The following is a 17643-nucleotide window of genomic DNA, read 5'->3' as shown; positions in this document are numbered from 1 at the left end:
AATGTATTCATTTAGAGCAGATTAAATTTTTACTGTGTAAATAATTGGAGTTCTGAGCTGATGCAGAACCAAAGAATTCGTATTCGTTTAAAAGCTTTTGATCATAGATTAATTGATCAATCAACTACAGAAATTGTCGAAACGGCAAAAAGAACTGGTGCACAAGTAAGAGGACCAATTCCTCTACCAACTCGTAAAGAACGTTTTACAATTTTAGTTTCTCCACATGTAAATAAGGATGCGCGTGATCAATATGAAATTCGCACTCATAAGCGTTTAATTGATATAGTAGAACCTACTGAAAAAACTGTCGATGCTTTAATGCGTTTAGATCTTGCTGCCGGCGTAGATGTACAAATTAGTTTAGGTTAATTAGATAGATTAAGGTATTAAGAAAATGATTGGTCTAGTTGGAAGAAAACTTGGTATGACTCGTATTTTTACTAAGGAAGGAATTTCATTGCCAGTTACAGTAATCGAACTTCAAGAAAATCGAGTTACACAAGTAAAAAATATAAATACTGATTTTTATTATGCTATTCAAGTAACAACTGGCACACAAAAATCAAATAGATTAACGAAACCAAAAGCAGGTCACTTTTTAAAATCCGGTGTAACTCCAGGTCGTGGTTTGTGGGAGTTTAAAATTAATAAAAATGAAATTTTTAAGTTAGGACAAAGTATTAAAATTAATATTTTTATTAATATAAAAAAAGTTGACGTTACAGGTATTTCTAAAGGAAAAGGTTTTTGTGGCACAGTAAAACGTTGGAATTTTCACACACAAGATGCAACACATGGAAACTCTTTATCTCATAGAGTACCTGGTTCTATCGGTCAAAATCAAACTCCAGGAAGAGTGTTTAAAGGTAAAAAAATGTCAGGACAGTTAGGAAATCATAGAGTTACTATACAAAATTTAAATGTTATTCATGTTGATGAAAATAAAAATCTTCTTTTAGTTAAAGGCGCTGTTCCCGGTGCTACCGGTAGTGATCTTATCGTTAAACCAGCTATTAAGGTTTGAGCAGTGAGGAGTAAAGAATGGAATTAGTAGTTAAAGACATACAAAGTGTTCTTAGTGTTTCTGAAATCATTTTTAGTTGTGATTTTAATAAAGCTCTAATTCATCAAGTCGTTATTGCTTATTCAGCATCTACCCGTCAAGGTACGAGAGCACAAAAAAGTCGTTCAGAAGTTTCTGGATCAGGCAAGAAACCATGGCGTCAAAAAGGTACAGGTCGAGCTCGTGCAGGATCTTTTAGAAGTCCTATTTGGCGTTCAGGTGGTGTTACATTTGCTTCAAAACCACAAGAATACAGTCAAAAAGTTAATAAAAAAATGTATCGTGGTGCATTAAAAAGTATTTTTTCTGAACTAATACGTCAAAAAAGATTAATAGTTTTTAAAGATTTTTCGCTTAATTTACCTAAAACTAAACTTTTAGTGAACAAATTACAAGAAATGGATTTAAAAAACGTTCTTATTATTTCAACTAAAGTAGATAATAATTTATTTTTAGCATCTAGAAATTTATATTCAGTTGATGTGAAAGACGTTTATGCTATAGATCCTGTTAGTTTAATTGCTTTTGAACATGTTATTATTACTGTTGAAGCGATTAAAAAAGTAGAGGAAATACTTTCATGATTGCTGAAGAACGTTTGTTTAAAATATTACTTTCACCACATGTATCTGAAAAGTCATCTATATCTATAGAAAAATTTAATACTATTGTTTTAAAAGTTTTAAATAATGCCACAAAATATGAAATAAAATATGCAGTAAAAAAAATATTTAACGTAGAAGTTGATAGTGTGAAAACATTAAAAATAAAAGGTAAAAAAAAGCGTCAATCTAATCGTATTGTTCAAAAAAGTGATTGGAAAAAAGCTTATATTAAAGTAAAAAAAGGGTATAATTTAGATTTCATAGGTAATACAGAGTAGTCGGAGGACAAAACAATGGCAATTGTTAAATGCAAACCGACATCTCCGGGTCGTCGCCACGTTATCAAAATTGTTAATACAAAGTTATATAAAGGGAAACCATTTTCATCTTTAGTAAGAAAAAATAGCAAAAGTGGTGGCCGAAATAATAATGGTAGAATTACAACACGTCATATTGGTGGTAGACATAAAAGAGCATATCGTATTATAGATTTTAAAAGAAATAAAGATAATATAGAAGCTATTGTAGAAAAAATTGAATACGATCCTAATCGTTCTTCTAATATTGCTTTAATATTATATAAAGATGGTACAAGAAATTATATTCTAGCTGCAAAGAATTTAAATATTGGAGATACTGTAGTATCTGGTTTAAATGCTTCTATAAAAATAGGAAACTCTTTATTAATTAAAAATATTCCTGTAGGTACATTTATTCATAACGTAGAAATGAGACCGGGAAAAGGCGGTCAAATAGCTCGTTCTGCAGGAAGTTATGTTCAATTAGTAGCTATTGACGAAGAATATGCAACTTTACGTTTACGTTCTGGTGAAATGAGAAGAATCAGATCTAATTGTCGAGCTACTATTGGAGAAGTTGGAAATTCTGAACATATGTTAAAAGTTTTAGGGAAAGCAGGAGCTTCTCGTTGGATAGGAGTTCGACCTACTGTACGCGGTACAGCTATGAATCCTGTTGATCATCCGCATGGAGGTGGTGAAGGAAGAAATTTTGGCAAGCATCCAGTTACACCATGGGGTATTCAGACTAAAGGAAAAAAAACTCGTAAAAATAAACGTACTGAAAAATTTATTTTACGTCATCGTAAAAAATAATTATTGTAGAGGATCATTTTATGCCGCGTTCTCTTAAGAAAGGTCCTTTTATTGATGTAAGTTTATTGAAAAAAGTAGACAAATCAGTAAAAACAAATAATAAAAAACCTATAAAAACATGGTCTAGACGTTCAACTATTTTCCCAAATATGGTAGGTTTAACAATATCAATTCATAATGGTCGTAATCATATTCCTATTTTTATCACTGAAGAAATGGTAGGACATAAATTAGGTGAATTTGCTTTAACTCGTACTTATAGAGGACATGCTGCAGATAAAAAAATAAAAAAACGTTAAATAAAATAAATAAAAAAGAGGAGTAAATGGAAACTTTAGCTCAACATCGTCAAGCTCGTTCTTCTGCACAAAAAGTACGTTTAATTGCAGATTTAATTCGTAATAAAAAAGTTCCTCAAGCGTTAAATATTTTAAATTTTACAAATAAAAAAGCAGCTATTTTAGTCAAAAAAGTTCTTGAATCCGCTATAGCTAATGCAGAACATAATCAAGGTGCAGACATAGATCAACTAAGAATTAAAAAAATCTTTGTTAATGAGGGTTCAACTATGAAAAGAATGATGCCTCGTGCTAAAGGACGTGCAGATCGTATTTTAAAACGTACTAGTCATATTACTGTTATTGTATCTGATCATTAATATTAAGGAGAGTCAATAATGGGACAGAAAGTACATCCTAACGGTATGAGATTAGGTATAATAAAAAAATGGAATTCTATTTGGTTTTCTAATACTAAAGATTTTGCTAATAATTTAGATAGCGACTATAAAGTTCGTGAGTTTTTAAAAAAAGAATTAGCAAAAGCATCAATTTCTAGAATTGTTATTGAAAGACCTGCTAAAAGTATTCGAGTTATTATTTATACTGCTAGACCTGGTATTGTTATTGGAAAAAAAGGAGAAGATGTAGAAAAATTAAGAGTTTCTATTGCGAAAATTACCGGAGTTCCAGTTCAAATTAATATTTCTGAAGTTCGCAAACCTGAATTAGATGCTAAACTTGTTTCAGATAATATTAGTTCTCAATTAGAAAGAAGAGTTATGTTTAGACGTGCTATGAAAAGATCAGTTCAAAATGCAATGAGACAAGGTGCTAAAGGCATTAAAGTTGAAGTAAGTGGTCGTTTAGGAGGCGCAGAAATAGCACGTAGAGAGTGGTATCGAGAAGGAAGAGTTCCTCTTCATACTCTTCGTGCTAATATTGATTACAGTACTTCAGAAGCACATACAACTTATGGTGTAATAGGAGTAAAGGTGTGGATTTTTAAGGGAGAAATATTAGGAGGCATGGAAGCAATTGAAAAATTAGAAAAACCTTCTGTTCAGACGAAAAAGCAACACCGTAAAAATAGAAAGCAATAAAAAGAGAGAAGCTAATAATGTTGCAACCAAAACGTACTAAATTTCGAAAAATGCATAAAGGTCGAAATAGAGGATTAGCTTCTGGTACTAATATTAATTTTGGTACTTTTGGCTTAAAAGCTACTGATAGAGGTCGTTTAACTGCTCGTCAAATTGAATCTGCAAGAAGAGCTATAACTCGTTGTATTAAAAGACAAGGAAAAATGTGGATACGTATATTTCCTGACAAACCTATAACTCAAAAACCATTAGAAGTAAGAATGGGAAAAGGAAAAGGGAGTGTTGAATATTGGGTCGCCTTAGTACAACCTGGAAAAATTCTTTATGAATTAGATGGAGTTAGTGAAGAAGAATCTCGAGAAGCATTTAAATTAGCAGCAGCTAAACTGCCAATTAAAACCACTTTTGTAACCAAAATGGTGATGTAATGACGGCAATAGTAGAGTTAAGAAAAAAAAGTAAAAAAGATCTTAATATAGAACTTTTACAATTATTACGAGAGCAATTTAATTTACGTATGCAGTCTGTTTCAGGAAAATTAAAAACTCCTCATTTATTGCGTAAAGTAAGAAGAAATATTGCTCAAATAAAGACGTTGCTCATAGAGAAGGAAAGATTAAAATAATGGAAAATATTCGTACTTTACAAGGTCGGGTTGTAAGTAACAAAATGCAAAAGTCTGCTGTAGTTGCAATTGAGCGTTTTATAAAACATAATATTTATGGAAAATTTATTAAACGTACCACAAAACTTCATGTTCATGATGAAAAAAATGAATGCACTGTAGGAGATTTAATAGAAATTCGTGAATCTCGTCCAATTTCTAAAACAAAATCTTGGATTTTAGTGCGTATTGTTAAAAAAAATATTTTTTAAAAAATTTTAAAAACATGAACAAACTCAGGTCTGCTCATGTTTTCTGTTCATACAACATTACTAATGTTATAATAAAATTATTTTAGATAATAATTTTTATATTTTATTAAACTCATTGGAGTTATAAAAATATGATTCAAGAACAAACAATTTTACATGTATCTGATAACTCTGGTGCACGCTCAGCTATGTGTATTAAAGTATTAGGTGGTTCTCGTCGACGATATGCGGGTATTGGAGATATTATTAAGATTACAATTAAAGAAGCAATACCTAGAGGAAAAGTTAAAAAAGGTGATGTTCTTAAAGCAGTAGTAGTGAGAACTAAGAAAGGAGTAAGAAGAACAGATGGTTCTGTAATTCGTTTTGATAGAAACTCTTGTGTTGTACTAAATAATAATGAACAACCTATTGGCACTCGTATTTTTGGTCCTGTTACTCGAGAATTAAGAACAGAAAAATTTATGAAAATTATTTCATTAGCTCCAGAAGTTCTATAGTTTTTAAATTTTTAAAGGAAGCAAAAATGGCTGCAAAGTTACGTCGTAATGATAAAATTATTATTTTGATTGGAAAAGATAAAGGGAAAAAAAGCACTATTAAAAACATTTTATCTTCGAATAAAGTTATTATTAATGGATTAAACTTAATTAAAAAACATCAAAAACCAGTACCATCTCAAAATAAAAACGGGGGTATTGTAGAAAAAGAGGCTCCTATTCAAATATCAAATATTGCTATTTTAAATCCTGAATCAAATAAACCAGATCGAATTGGTTTTAGATTTGAAGAAGGGAAAAAAGTTCGTTTTTTTAAATCTAATAAAAAAACGATTAAATAGTTTGGAGTAATATAATGGCAACACTGTATAATTTTTATAGATCAAAAGTTATAAAAAATCTTATGTTTCAATTAAATTATCGTTCTATTATGCAAGTTCCTAAGATTGATAAAATAACCTTAAATATGGGCGTTGGTGCTTCAGTTTCTGATAAAAAAGTTTTAGAACATGCTATTTTAGATTTAACTGCAATATCAGGACAAAAACCGTTGATTACTAAAGCTCGTAAATCTTTAGCTGGTTTTAAAATTCGTCAAGGTTATCCTATTGGATGTAAAGTAACGTTGCGTGGTCAAAAAAAATGGGATTTTTTTGAACGTTTAATAGTTATTGCTATTCCTCGTATTCGTGATTTTCGTGGTTTATCAAGCAATTCTTTTGATGGTCAAGGCAATTATAGTTTAGGAATACGTGAACAGATTATTTTCCCGGAAATTGATTATGATAAAATTGATAAAGTTCGCGGATTAGATATAACTATAACTACTACTGCTAAATCTGATCATGAAGGACGTCTATTGTTATCTGCTTTTAATTTTCCTTTTCGCAAATAAAAAGGTTATTCAATGGCCAAACAATCAATGAAAGCACGAGAAGTTAAACGTATAAAATTAGCTAATAAATTTTATACACAACGTATTGAATTGAAAAATATTATTTCTAATATGAATTATTCGGAAGATGAACGTTGGAATGCAGTTCTTAAATTGCAATCTTTTCCACGCGATTCTAGTCCTTCACGTCAAAGAAATCGATGTCGTCAAACAGGTCGTCCACATGCTTTTTTAAGAAAGTTTGGATTAAGTCGAATTAAAGTTAGAGAAGCTGCTATGAAAGGTGAAATACCTGGTTTAAAAAAATCTAGTTGGTAAATATAATTTTTTAGTTTGGAGTTTAAAATGAGCATGCAAGATCCAGTATCAGATATGTTAACTCGTATTAGGAATGGTCAATCAGCTAATAAATTTTCTGTAAAAATACCTTCATCTAAATTAAAAAAATCTATTGTAGAATTATTAAAAAAAGAAGGATATATTCAAAATTTTAAAATTACAGGAACTTCTAAATTAGAATTAGAAGTATTTTTAAAATATTTTGAAGGAAAATCTGTTATAGAAACTATTAAGCGCATTAGTCGTCCAAGTTTACGAATATATAAAAAAAAGAATAATTTACCTAAAGTTATGGCTGGTTTGGGAATAGCAGTAATTTCTACTTCTCAAGGGGTTATGACAGATCGTAAGGCTCGTCAAGTAGGTCTTGGCGGTGAAATTGTTTGTTATGTGTCTTAAATGGAGGAATAATGTCTCGTGTTGCTAAATGTCCAATTATTGTTCCTTCTAACATTAATATTCGATTAGATTCTCAAATAATATCAATTAAAGGAGAATATGGTGAGCTTTCACGTACTATTCATCAATCAGTTCAAGTTGAATATTTAAATAATAAAATAATATTTTCACCTCGTTTAGGTTTTTCAGATGGTTGGGCTCAAGCTGGTACTTCAAGAGCTCTTGTAAATTCTATGATTATAGGTGTTTCTAAAAAATTTATCAAAAAATTACAATTATCTGGAGTAGGTTATCGTGTATCTATAATGAAAGATAATGTTATTAATATGTCTTTAGGTTATTCTCATATTATTAAATATTATTTGCCTAAAGGTATTGATGTAGAAAATCCTTCTCCAACAGAAATTATTATTAAAGGAATAGATAAACAGTTAGTTGGACAAATTGCTGCTAATTTACGTTCTTATCGTATACCAGAACCTTATAAAGGCAAAGGTATTCGATATTCAGATGAAGTTATACGAATAAAAGAGGCTAAGAAAAAATAAAATGATTTTTTCTAATAAAAACAAAATAATGTCTCGCATACGCCGATCCATGAAAACACGTTGTAAACTGAAAGAACTAAATGCTATTCGACTAGTTGTACATCGTACTCCACGTCACATTTATGCTCAAATTATTTCTTATACGGAATCTAAAGTATTAGTATTTGCTTCAACTTTAGAAAAAAACATAAAATGTGGTTTAAAATATACAGGCAATAAAGAGGCTGCAGCAAAAGTAGGAAAAATTATTGCAGAAAGAGCTTTATTGAAAGGAATATCCAATGTTTCTTTTGATCGATCTGGTTTTAAATATCATGGTCGTGTGCAAGTTTTAGCTGAATCTGCACGTGAAGTTGGATTAAAGTTTTAAGGTGAAAATAATAGAATGATTAATATTGAAAAAAAAAATAATAATGATTTACAAGAAAAATTAATTACAGTAAATCGTGTTTCTAAAACTGTTAAAGGTGGTCGTATATTCTCTTTTACAGCATTAACTGTAGTTGGAAATGGAGATGGTCGTGTTGGTTTTGGTTATGGAAAAGCACGTGAAGTACCTGCTGCAATTCAAAAAGCTATGGAAAAAGCTAAACGCAATATGATTACTATACCATTAATTAATAAAACTTTACAGCATTCATTAAAAGGTTCTCATACTGGTTCGAATGTTTTTATGAAACCTGCTTCTGATGGAACAGGAATAATTGCAGGAGGAGCTATGAGAGCAGTTTTAGAAGTAGCAGGAATACATAATGTACTAGCTAAAACTTATGGTTCTACTAATCCTATAAATATAGTTCGAGCAACAATGAATGGTTTAATCAATATGAAATCCCCGAAGATGATTGCTGCTAAAAGAAACAAACGTATTAAAGATATATTAGGATAAATTATATTTTATGAAAAATGTAAAAATTACTCAAATCAAAAGTGCAATAGGAAGATTACCTAAACATAAAAAAACATTAATTGGATTAGGGTTGCGCTATATTGGACATACTGTAATACGTCCAGATACACCATCTATTCAAGGTATGATAAAAAAAATTTCTTATATTTTAAAAGTTAAAGAGGCATAGAAATATGTACTTAAATACTCTTTCTCCAGCTAATGGATCTCGTAGAAATAGAAAAAGATTAGGTCGTGGTATTGGTTCAGGATTTGGAAAAACTGCAGGACGAGGACATAAAGGTCAAAAATCTAGATCAGGCAGTAGTATTCGTCGTGGTTTTGAAGGGGGTCAAATGCCTTTATATAGAAGATTGCCAAAATTTGGTTTTCATTCTCATAAAAAAAATATTACAGTAGAAGTACGATTAGCAGATTTATCTAATTTATCTACAAATATTATTAATATTGATCTATTAAAAAAAGAAAATATTATTAAAAAAAATGTTAAATATGCAAAAATCATTCTTTCAGGAAAATTACAAAAATCTTTGATAATTAAAGGATTGTATGTAACTAAAGGTGCTCGTGCTGAGATTGAAAAATTTGGTGGTACAATTGAGGAATGACCGATAAAAAATGGTAAATAAAATTGGATTAAACTTTCATAATACTAACAAAGGTATTAGCGAATTAAAACAAAGAATTATCTTTTTGATAATGGCTCTTATTGTATTTCGTATAGGTTCATTTATTCCAATTCCTGGAATTGATACTAGTGTTTTATCCAAAATACTAAATAATCAAAAAGGCACTATTATTGATATGTTCAATATGTTTTCTGGAGGTGCTTTAAGTCGTGCTTCTATTTTTGCTCTAGGTATTATGCCATATATATCAGCTTCTATTATTATTCAGTTATTAACTTTAGTATATCCTGCTTTATCTGAAATAAAAAAAGAAGGGGAATCTGGTCGTTATAAAATTAATCAGTATACTAGATATGTTACTTTAATATTAGCTGTTTTACAATCTATTGGAATTACAACAAATCTTCCTAACATCGTAGGAACTCATAGCATTATTATTAATGCTAATTTTTATTTTTATTTAATTGCGGTAATAAGCTTAGTAACGGGTACTATGTTTTTAATGTGGTTAGGTGAGTTGATCACAGAATGTGGCATTGGAAATGGTATTTCAATTATTATTTTTATAGGAATAATAGCAAGCTTGCCTGCTGCTATCGGAAATACTATTGAACAAACAAGACAAGGAAATTTAAATTTTTTATTATTTCTTTTTGTTTTAATATTTATGTTTTTAGTTGTTTTTCTCGTTGTTTTTATTGAACGAGGTCAAAGAAAAATTATAGTGCATTATGCACAGCGTCAAAAAGGTCGACGTATATATTCAGCACAAAGCACTCATTTGCCTTTAAAAATTAATATGGCTGGTGTAATACCGGCAATTTTTGCTTCTAGTATTGTTCTTTTTCCTGCAACGATTATATCCTGGTTTAAAGTAAGTGATAATTGGAAATGGTTAAAATCTTTTTTATTTGCTTTTCAACCTAATCAACCCTTATATTTGATTATATATATATCTGCAATCATATTTTTTTGTTTTTTTTATACAGGATTAGTTTTTAATCCTCGTGAAACTGCAGATAATTTAAAGAAATCAGGTGCTTTTATTTCAGGTATTAGACCTGGTGAACAAACAGCTAAATATATTAGTAAAATAATGTTAAGACTTACGTTAGTAGGTTCTTTATATATTACATTTATTTGTTTAATGCCAGAATTTATGAAAAGTTTTATGAATGTACCGTTTTATTTTGGTGGAACTTCATTATTAATTGTTGTTGTAGTTATTATGGATTTTATTTCTCAAATTCAAACATTAATTATGTCTAGTCAATATGACTCGATATTAAAAAAATCTAATCTTAATTAAAAATTATATAAAGCTATTTAGGAAAAAATTATGAAAGTACAAGCTTCTGTGAAAGTACTTTGTCGAAATTGCAAAATAATAAAAAGACATAATGTTGTAAGAGTTATTTGTCGAAATGATCCGAAACATAAGCAACGTCAAGGTTGATTTTTATTAATTAGAAGTTGTTACAATTGTACTTATTAATTTTAATTTATAATCAATTTATAGGATTTTATAATATGGCACGTATTGCAGGTATTAACATTCCTGAACATAAGCATACTTTAATTGCGTTAACTGCAATATATGGGATTGGTAAAAAACGTTCTAAATTGATTTGTTTAATGTCTAATGTTTCTGAACATTCTAAAATTATAGATTTAAATGAAGAGCAACTTGAATTATTAAGAATACATGTTGCAAAATATGTTACCGAAGGCGATTTAAGAAGAGAAAGAACATTAAATATCAAACGTTTAATTGATTTAAATTGTTATCGCGGTCTACGTCACCGTAGAAATCTTCCGGTACACGGACAAAGAACTAAGACTAATGCTAGAACATGCAAAGGTCCTCGAAAACCAATAAAAAAATAAATAGGTAATTTGAATTATGGTAAAGAATTCAGTATCTCCTAGAATTCGCAAACGTGCGAAAAAACAAATTTTAGATGGTATAGCTCATATTCATGCATCTTTTAATAATACTATTGTAACTATTACTGATAGACAAGGTAATTCTTTAGGTTGGGCAACTTCTGGTGGTTCTGGTTTTAGAGGTTCTCGTAAGTCTACTCCTTTTGCTGCACAAGTTGCTGCTGAACGTTGCGCTGAAATAGTAAAAGATTATGGTATAAAAAATTTAGAAGTAATGGTAAAAGGTCCAGGTCCAGGAAGGGAGTCTACTATTAGAGCTTTAAATGCAGCTGGATTTCGTATTACTAATATTACTGATGTAACACCTATTCCTCATAATGGTTGCCGTCCTCCTAAAAAACGTCGTGTGTAATTTTTAGGAATTATTGGAGAATAAAATGGCCAAATATTTAGGTCCCAAATTAAAACTCAGTAGACGTGAAGGTACTGATTTGTTTTTAAAGTCAGGGCTTCGTGCGATAGAGTCAAAATGTAAATTAGAACATCCTCCTGGACAACATGGAATTCGAAAACCCAGATTATCTGATTATGCAGTTCAATTGCGTGAAAAACAAAAAGTTCGTCGCTTATATGGTGTTTTAGAGCGTCAATTTAAGATATATTATAAACTTGCTGCTCGTTTAAAAGGTAATACTGGAGCGAATTTGTTACAATTATTAGAATCTAGATTAGATAATGTTGTTTATCGTATGGGTTTTGGTTGTACTCGAGCTGAATCAAGACAATTAATTAATCATAAATCTGTTATGGTTAATAAAAAAATAGTTAACATTTCTTCATATCGGATATCTCCAAATGATGAAATCTCTATCAGAGATAAATCTAAGAATCAATCACGTATAAAAGCTGCTTTAGAACTAGTTGAGCAAAGAGAAAAGCCTATTTGGTTGGAAGTTGATGTTACGACAATGAAAGGTGTTTTTAAAAGATATCCTGAACGTTCTGATTTATCTGCAGAAATCAATGAATACTTGATTGTTGAACTTTATTCTAAATAATAAAGTTGACTGTTAAAGAGAGGATAATATGCAGAATTCTATCATGGGTTTTTTAAAACCCAGACTAGTTGATATTGAGCAAATTAGTGCAACTCACACTAAAGTCACTTTGGAACCATTAGAAAGAGGTTTTGGTCATACGTTAGGTAATGCACTTCGCAGAATTCTTCTTTCTTCTATGCCAGGATGCGCAGTAACTGAAGTGGAAATTGATGGAGTACTTCATGAGTATAGTACTAAAGAAGGAATACAAGAAGATATTTTAGAAATATTGTTAAATCTAAAAGGATTAGCTGTAAAAGTATACGGTAAAGATGAAGTTTTTCTTACATTAAATAAATCTGGAATTGGTTCTGTAACTGCTGGAGATATTATACATAATAGTGATGTTGAGATTATTAAACCAGAACATGTTATTTGTCATTTAACTTACGAAAATGCTTCTATTAAAATGAAAATTAAAGTGCAGCGTGGTAGAGGTTATATGCCCGCTTCTTCTAGAATTCACATAGAAGAAGATTTAAGACCTATAGGTTGTTTATTAGTAGATGCTTGTTATAGTCCTATAGATAGAATTTCTTATAATGTAGAAGCAGCTCGTGTAGAACAAAGAACAGATTTAGATAAGTTAATTATTGAAATGGAAACAAATGGAACCATTGATCCAGAGGAAGCAATTCGAAGAGCAGCAACTATTTTATCTGAACAATTAGAAGCTTTTGTTGATTTAAGAGATGTGCGTGAACTAGAAATTAAAGAATCAAAACCTGAATTTGAACCTATTTTATTACGTCCAGTAGATGATTTAGAACTAACAGTTCGTTCGGCAAATTGTCTTAAAGCAGAATCTATACATTATATAGGTGATTTAGTACAAAGAACTGAAGTAGAATTATTAAAAACTCCTAATTTAGGTAAAAAATCTTTAACTGAAATTAAAGATATATTAGCTTCTCGGAATTTATCTCTTGGCATGAGATTAGAAAATTGGCCTCCATCGAGTATTTTAGATGAATAATGTATAATATTGTGTATTAATATTCTAATAGAAGGAATATATTTATGCGTCATAGGAAAATCGGTCGTCAATTAGGCCGTAATCGTTCTCATCTTAATGCAATGTTAAAAAATATGGCATGTTCATTATTTATGCATGAAATTATAAAAACCACATTATCTAAAGCGAAAGAACTACGTCGTGTTGTTGAACCCATTATTACGTTATCTAAAAAAGATACCCTTTCTAATAGACGATTAGTATTTTCTCGTATTCGTGATAATAGTATAGTTGCCAAATTATTTAAAAAATTAGGCCCTTGTTTTTTAAATAGATTGGGTGGTTATACGCGTATTTTAAAATGTGGATTTCGATCTGGAGATAAGGCTCCTATGGCTTATATTGAATTAGTTGATCGTGTAAAAAAAAATAAAAAAGAAGAAATTATAGAAGAATAAAATATAAAAATATTTTTATTTAAATAAAATTATATTTATTCTTTATTTAAGCAAACGGTTTAATACCGTTTGCTTATTTTTTCTTAAAAATTATATAAAATGTATTTAAATTTTGTATATTATATAATAATAGTCCCAATTTTAAATAAATTTTTTTTAGAAGTTAGCACATTTTTAACATCCATAATTTTTTGTCCAGGAAGTTGAATTTTTTCGATATTTAATATTTGATAAAGTGTATTAATTTGAATACCATTCTGGTTACAAGAAATTATTTCTCCTATAGAAAAATTTTTTTTATTTAAAGGAATAACTTTTGCCTTCCATATTTTTATAGCTTTGTTTTTTAATATAAAATGGCATACTGGCCAAGGAATAAAAGCTCGTATTGTACGTTCTAATTCTTCAGCTTTTAAATTCCAGTTTAATAAAGCGTCTTTTTTGTGTATTTTTTTTGATAGAGTTGCATCTCTTTCATTTTGTTTTTTTTTTACTATACTTTTTTTAATAATTTTTTCTAAGACTTCTAACAATGCTTTCGTTCCAATTTTTATTAATTTTAAAGATAAACTTTGAGTTGTATCTTTTGAAGATATATTACATGTAATTGAATGTATTATATTTCCAGTATCAATAGTATCATCCATTTCAATAATACTGATACCTGTTTTTTTGTCACCATTGAGAATCGATGATTGAATAGGAGAGGCTCCTCTCCATCTAGGTAGAAGTGAAGCATGGATGTTGATACATCCATTAGGAAACATATTTAAAATTTTTTTTGGTATAATTTTTCCATAAGATACAACTATCATAATATCTGCATTAATATGTAAAAGTTTATCTTGAAAAATTTGATCATTTAAATTATCAGGTTGAAATATAGGAATATTATTATTTATAGATATTATTTTTACAGGAGAAAAAATAATTTTTTGTCCTCTTCCAGATAAACTATCTGGTTTGCTAAGTACCGCAACCACATCATGTGAAGAAGAAATGAGTGTATTTAGATGTTCAGCAGAAAAATAGGCTGTTCCAGCAAAAATAATTTTTAATTTTTTCAAATTTTTTTTATTTCCTTAATAGAATATTTTTTTCTACTTTTTTAAATTTTTTGTAAAGTCTTTCTTGTTTTAATTTTGATAGATAATCAATAAATAATTTTCCTTTAAGATGATCTATTTCATGTTGTATACAAATAGATACTATTGATTCTGTTTCTATTTCTATTTTTTTTCCATGTAAATTAATAGCTTGAACTTTTATATGATTAAATCTTGGTATGAGAGCACGATATTCAGGAATTGATAAACATCCTTCTTCAATACTAATATTTCCTTCTTTTTTTAGAATTTTAGGATTAATTAATACTAGATTATTTTTTTCTTTTTCCATTGCACTAACAACTATAATTTGTAATGGAATATTTACTTGAGTTGCTGCTAGACCAATGCCATTTTCTTGATACATGGTATCTAGCATATTATTTACAATATTTTTTATATTATTATTAATATTATTTACAGGTTTAGCAATAACTCTTAAACGTTTATCAGGATAGTGAAGTATTTTTAACAAAGACATATATTTTAAATGAAAATAGTTGAATTTTATATATTATTATAAACTTTTTTATTATAATTAAAAGTTTACTAATTTTATTTTAAATACAAGACTATATCTTTTATAACATTTTTTATAACAATTATAATATTTTTCATATTATATATTAATAATACTCATGATAAACTTATATATAGAATATATTACTAAATATTTAAATTTTTTAATATGTGATCGAGGATGTAATGTTTGATATATTAATATATTTATTTGAAACTTATGCGCATAGTGAATCTAAAATATCTGTTGATTATGATAACTTAAAAAATGATTTATCTAACATAGGGTTTAAAAAAAGAGATATTTATAATGCTTTACGTTGGTTAAAAAATCTTTCTTCTTACAAAAAAAATATTATTTCATCAATGAATTTATCATGTAATCAAATTTCTACTAGAATTTATACCAAGGAAGAATCTTTTAAATTAAATGTTGATTGTCGTGGATTTATATTATTTTTAGAACAGTTAGAGATATTAACATTAGATACAAGAGAAATAATTATTGAAAGAATTATGGAATTAGACATTTATGAATTAAATCTTGAAGATTTAAAATGGATTATATTAATTATTTTATTTAATTTACCAGGTTGCGAGATAGTATATCAAAAACTTGAAAATTTATTGTTTAATTTTAGAGAAGAAATAATTCATTAAATATTTTGTGTGGATTAGTAAAAAATACTTTTTTGAGAAATTATCAATGGATAAAGATTTTTTTTCGGATTCATTACTTTATTGTGTAAAAATGTTACATAATAAAAATGTAATTGCATATCCTACGGAATCGATGTTTGGTCTTGGATGCGATCCAACTAGTGAAGAAGCTGTAAAAAAACTACTTTATTTAAAAAATAGAACTGTAGAAAAAGGATTTATACTAGTAGCTTCAAATTTTAATCAAATAAAAATGTATATTAATGAATATGATTTATCAGAAAAACAAAAAAATAAAATTTTTCTTCATTGGCCAGGACCTTTTACTTTTTTACTTCCAGCTAAGACAAATACGCCTTATTGGTTAACTGGAAAGTTTAATACTATAGCTGTTCGTATAAGTGCTCATATTGAAATAATAAAATTATGCAATACTTTTGGAAAAGCTTTAATATCTACTAGTGCAAACATTTCAAATATGACTCCTTGTATCACGCGTGAAGAAGTTTTTAAATATTTTGGCAAAAATTTTCCATTGTTAAATGGTAAAATAGGTGATGAAAAATATCCTTCTAAAATTGTTAATATAATGAATGGAAAGTTAATTCGAAATGTTTAAATATCAAAAATATAATTATGCTCTTTTTGGAAATCCTGTTCACTATAGCAAATCTCCTGTAATTCATAGTTTATTTGCTCAACAAACAGGTATTTTGCATTCTTATACTTCTATTAATGTTTCATTAAAAGATTTTTATCCTATTTTATATAATTTTTTTCAAAAAAATGGTAAAGGTGCAAATATTACAGTTCCTTTTAAACAAGAAGCATATGCATTTTGCACTGAATTAACTCAAAGAGCAAAAATTGCTAAATCTGTAAATACAATACAAAAAATAGATGATAAGCATTTTTTAGGAGATAATACAGATGGAATTGGACTATTATCTGATCTTATTAGATTAGATTTTATAAAAAAAAAATATTCAATATTAATATTAGGTGCTGGTGGTGCAGTTAAAGGAATTCTTTTTTCTCTTTTATCTTTTGGTTGTTCAGTTTTCATCTTAAATAGAACTATAGAAAATTCAAAAAAGATAATTATTCAATTTCAAAAATATGGAAATATTAAAATATTCGATAGATCGTTATTAGATATTAAACATTTTGATTTAATTATTAATGCAACATCAAATTTTAATCAAGAACAAGTAAATGCTATTTCTTTATCTTTAATTTCTCCAAAGACTTTTTTTTATGATATGAATTATCAAAAAAATAATGTTTTTTTTATAGATTGGTGTATAAAAATAGGGGCTAATTTTTTTTCTAATGGCATAGGAATGTTGGTTTTTCAAGCTGCTCATTCTTTTCTTTTATGGCACAAAATATTGCCAGAAACAGATTATATTATTCAGTTTTTGAATAAAGAAAAAAATATTTTATCAAAACAAGAAAGAGTATAGATTGTATTTTATTGAAAAATTTTTTAATTCAGTTTGTTTTAAATTTTTAATAAATTAATACAGAAAAGACTTGACTCTTTTTTTTTGATCTGTTATTTATTGTAATGTTAAATTAAAATTTAATATAGTAGTAAAGTCCCCTTCGTCTAGAGGTCTAGGACATCGCCCTTTCACGGCGGCAACAGGGGTTCAAATCCCCTAGGGGACGATAAAATTTTAAAAAATAAAT

At 28.3% G+C, this 17643-nt stretch carries 33 protein-coding genes and 1 tRNA gene; 32 read left to right on the top strand and 2 right to left on the bottom strand.

The window, feature by feature from the left end; genetic code table 11:
- Positions 1-60: 60 nt before the first annotated feature.
- The 28 genes from rpsJ to rplQ all read left to right on the top strand — a co-directional run bounded on the left by rpsJ (position 61) and on the right by rplQ (position 13663).
- The gene (gene rpsJ / locus D9V59_RS02655; protein WP_009874476.1) at positions 61-372 is read left to right on the top strand and encodes a 30S ribosomal protein S10; all 312 of its coding nucleotides are present in this window, start codon (positions 61-63) and stop codon (positions 370-372) included.
- A 25-nt stretch (positions 373-397) separates the two neighbouring features.
- Positions 398-1027 (top strand): 50S ribosomal protein L3, encoded by a 630-nt coding sequence (gene rplC, locus D9V59_RS02650; protein ID WP_158364825.1) that lies wholly within the window; start codon positions 398-400, stop codon positions 1025-1027.
- Between the two features lie 17 nt (positions 1028-1044).
- On the top strand, positions 1045-1650 hold the full coding sequence (gene rplD / locus D9V59_RS02645) for a 50S ribosomal protein L4 (protein WP_158364823.1): 606 nt from the start codon (positions 1045-1047) through the stop codon (positions 1648-1650).
- A complete protein-coding gene (gene rplW / locus D9V59_RS02640; RefSeq protein WP_158364821.1) occupies positions 1647-1949 on the top strand; it encodes a 50S ribosomal protein L23 in 303 nt (100 codons plus the stop codon). The genes rplD and rplW overlap by 4 nt, the downstream gene beginning before the upstream one ends.
- A gap of 15 nt (positions 1950-1964) precedes the next feature.
- Positions 1965-2786, top strand: a complete 822-nt coding sequence (gene rplB, locus D9V59_RS02635) for a 50S ribosomal protein L2 (RefSeq protein WP_158364819.1) — start codon at positions 1965-1967, stop codon at positions 2784-2786.
- A 20-nt stretch (positions 2787-2806) separates the two neighbouring features.
- Entirely contained in the window at positions 2807-3085 is a 279-nt protein-coding gene (gene rpsS, locus D9V59_RS02630) for a 30S ribosomal protein S19 (protein WP_158364816.1), read from the top strand.
- Between the two features lie 26 nt (positions 3086-3111).
- The gene (gene rplV, locus D9V59_RS02625) at positions 3112-3444 is read left to right on the top strand and encodes a 50S ribosomal protein L22 (RefSeq protein ID WP_158364814.1); all 333 of its coding nucleotides are present in this window, start codon (positions 3112-3114) and stop codon (positions 3442-3444) included.
- 18 nt (positions 3445-3462) lie between these two features.
- Positions 3463-4167, top strand: a complete 705-nt coding sequence (gene rpsC, locus D9V59_RS02620) for a 30S ribosomal protein S3 (RefSeq protein ID WP_158364812.1) — start codon at positions 3463-3465, stop codon at positions 4165-4167.
- Positions 4168-4184: 17 nt separating this feature from the next.
- Positions 4185-4595 (top strand): 50S ribosomal protein L16, encoded by a 411-nt coding sequence (gene rplP, locus D9V59_RS02615; protein ID WP_158364810.1) that lies wholly within the window; start codon positions 4185-4187, stop codon positions 4593-4595.
- A complete protein-coding gene (gene rpmC, locus D9V59_RS02610) occupies positions 4595-4792 on the top strand; it encodes a 50S ribosomal protein L29 (RefSeq protein ID WP_158364808.1) in 198 nt (65 codons plus the stop codon). The genes rplP and rpmC overlap by 1 nt, the downstream gene beginning before the upstream one ends.
- Complete coding sequence (gene rpsQ, locus D9V59_RS02605) at positions 4789-5043, top strand: 30S ribosomal protein S17 (RefSeq protein ID WP_158364806.1); 255 nt, start codon at positions 4789-4791, stop codon at positions 5041-5043. The genes rpmC and rpsQ overlap by 4 nt, the downstream gene beginning before the upstream one ends.
- Positions 5044-5174: 131 nt before the next feature.
- On the top strand, positions 5175-5543 hold the full coding sequence (gene rplN, locus D9V59_RS02600) for a 50S ribosomal protein L14 (protein ID WP_158364804.1): 369 nt from the start codon (positions 5175-5177) through the stop codon (positions 5541-5543).
- Between the two features lie 26 nt (positions 5544-5569).
- Positions 5570-5884, top strand: coding sequence for a 50S ribosomal protein L24 (gene rplX / locus D9V59_RS02595; RefSeq protein WP_158364802.1), 315 nt, complete (start codon positions 5570-5572; stop codon positions 5882-5884).
- Between the two features lie 14 nt (positions 5885-5898).
- The gene (gene rplE, locus D9V59_RS02590) at positions 5899-6438 is read left to right on the top strand and encodes a 50S ribosomal protein L5 (RefSeq protein ID WP_158364800.1); all 540 of its coding nucleotides are present in this window, start codon (positions 5899-5901) and stop codon (positions 6436-6438) included.
- Between the two features lie 12 nt (positions 6439-6450).
- On the top strand, positions 6451-6756 hold the full coding sequence (rpsN, locus tag D9V59_RS02585) for a 30S ribosomal protein S14 (protein WP_158364798.1): 306 nt from the start codon (positions 6451-6453) through the stop codon (positions 6754-6756).
- 27 nt (positions 6757-6783) lie between these two features.
- A complete protein-coding gene (rpsH, locus tag D9V59_RS02580) occupies positions 6784-7176 on the top strand; it encodes a 30S ribosomal protein S8 (protein WP_158364796.1) in 393 nt (130 codons plus the stop codon).
- An 11-nt stretch (positions 7177-7187) separates the two neighbouring features.
- Positions 7188-7724, top strand: a complete 537-nt coding sequence (gene rplF, locus D9V59_RS02575) for a 50S ribosomal protein L6 (protein WP_158364794.1) — start codon at positions 7188-7190, stop codon at positions 7722-7724.
- 1 nt (position 7725) lies between these two features.
- Positions 7726-8094, top strand: coding sequence for a 50S ribosomal protein L18 (gene rplR / locus D9V59_RS02570; protein WP_158364792.1), 369 nt, complete (start codon positions 7726-7728; stop codon positions 8092-8094).
- A 15-nt stretch (positions 8095-8109) separates the two neighbouring features.
- Complete coding sequence (rpsE, locus tag D9V59_RS02565; protein ID WP_158364790.1) at positions 8110-8613, top strand: 30S ribosomal protein S5; 504 nt, start codon at positions 8110-8112, stop codon at positions 8611-8613.
- Between the two features lie 10 nt (positions 8614-8623).
- Positions 8624-8803, top strand: coding sequence for a 50S ribosomal protein L30 (gene rpmD, locus D9V59_RS02560; protein WP_158364788.1), 180 nt, complete (start codon positions 8624-8626; stop codon positions 8801-8803).
- A gap of 4 nt (positions 8804-8807) precedes the next feature.
- Positions 8808-9242 (top strand): 50S ribosomal protein L15, encoded by a 435-nt coding sequence (gene rplO / locus D9V59_RS02555; protein ID WP_158364786.1) that lies wholly within the window; start codon positions 8808-8810, stop codon positions 9240-9242.
- A gap of 10 nt (positions 9243-9252) precedes the next feature.
- Entirely contained in the window at positions 9253-10572 is a 1320-nt protein-coding gene (gene secY, locus D9V59_RS02550; RefSeq protein ID WP_158364784.1) for a preprotein translocase subunit SecY, read from the top strand.
- A gap of 30 nt (positions 10573-10602) precedes the next feature.
- Positions 10603-10719, top strand: a complete 117-nt coding sequence (gene rpmJ / locus D9V59_RS02545; protein WP_158364782.1) for a 50S ribosomal protein L36 — start codon at positions 10603-10605, stop codon at positions 10717-10719.
- Between the two features lie 74 nt (positions 10720-10793).
- Positions 10794-11150 carry a 30S ribosomal protein S13 gene (rpsM, locus tag D9V59_RS02540; RefSeq protein ID WP_158364780.1) on the top strand — a complete coding sequence of 119 codons (357 nt, stop codon included), beginning with the start codon at positions 10794-10796 and terminating at the stop codon, positions 11148-11150.
- Between the two features lie 16 nt (positions 11151-11166).
- On the top strand, positions 11167-11562 hold the full coding sequence (rpsK, locus tag D9V59_RS02535) for a 30S ribosomal protein S11 (RefSeq protein ID WP_158364778.1): 396 nt from the start codon (positions 11167-11169) through the stop codon (positions 11560-11562).
- 25 nt (positions 11563-11587) lie between these two features.
- On the top strand, positions 11588-12208 hold the full coding sequence (rpsD, locus tag D9V59_RS02530; RefSeq protein WP_158364776.1) for a 30S ribosomal protein S4: 621 nt from the start codon (positions 11588-11590) through the stop codon (positions 12206-12208).
- 28 nt (positions 12209-12236) lie between these two features.
- Positions 12237-13226, top strand: a complete 990-nt coding sequence (locus tag D9V59_RS02525) for a DNA-directed RNA polymerase subunit alpha (protein ID WP_158364774.1) — start codon at positions 12237-12239, stop codon at positions 13224-13226.
- Positions 13227-13270: 44 nt separating this feature from the next.
- Positions 13271-13663 (top strand): 50S ribosomal protein L17, encoded by a 393-nt coding sequence (rplQ, locus tag D9V59_RS02520; protein ID WP_158364772.1) that lies wholly within the window; start codon positions 13271-13273, stop codon positions 13661-13663.
- Between the two features lie 119 nt (positions 13664-13782).
- Here the strand turns inward: rplQ and fmt are convergent, their stop codons facing one another.
- Both fmt and def read right to left on the bottom strand, forming a co-directional pair.
- Positions 13783-14730, bottom strand: a complete 948-nt coding sequence (fmt, locus tag D9V59_RS02515; protein WP_158364770.1) for a methionyl-tRNA formyltransferase — start codon at positions 14728-14730, stop codon at positions 13783-13785.
- Between the two features lie 7 nt (positions 14731-14737).
- Entirely contained in the window at positions 14738-15250 is a 513-nt protein-coding gene (def, locus tag D9V59_RS02510; protein ID WP_158364768.1) for a peptide deformylase, read from the bottom strand.
- 224 nt (positions 15251-15474) lie between these two features.
- Between def and D9V59_RS02505 the strand changes: the two genes are divergently transcribed.
- The 4 genes from D9V59_RS02505 to D9V59_RS02490 all read left to right on the top strand — a co-directional run bounded on the left by D9V59_RS02505 (position 15475) and on the right by D9V59_RS02490 (position 17622).
- A complete protein-coding gene (locus D9V59_RS02505; protein WP_158364766.1) occupies positions 15475-15948 on the top strand; it encodes a DUF494 family protein in 474 nt (157 codons plus the stop codon).
- A gap of 91 nt (positions 15949-16039) precedes the next feature.
- The gene (locus D9V59_RS02500) at positions 16040-16567 is read left to right on the top strand and encodes a Sua5/YciO/YrdC/YwlC family protein (RefSeq protein ID WP_158365004.1); all 528 of its coding nucleotides are present in this window, start codon (positions 16040-16042) and stop codon (positions 16565-16567) included.
- Entirely contained in the window at positions 16560-17414 is an 855-nt protein-coding gene (aroE, locus tag D9V59_RS02495; protein ID WP_158364764.1) for a shikimate dehydrogenase, read from the top strand. The genes D9V59_RS02500 and aroE overlap by 8 nt, the downstream gene beginning before the upstream one ends.
- A 135-nt stretch (positions 17415-17549) precedes the next feature.
- A tRNA-Glu gene (locus tag D9V59_RS02490) sits at positions 17550-17622 on the top strand.
- Positions 17623-17643 lie beyond the last annotated feature (21 nt).

The organism is Buchnera aphidicola (Artemisaphis artemisicola), assembly GCF_005082365.1.
Classification (GTDB): domain Bacteria; phylum Pseudomonadota; class Gammaproteobacteria; order Enterobacterales; family Enterobacteriaceae; genus Buchnera; species Buchnera aphidicola_AR.
The sequence above is the reverse complement of the archived record's forward strand: the minus strand, read 5'-3'. Positions and strand labels throughout refer to the sequence as shown.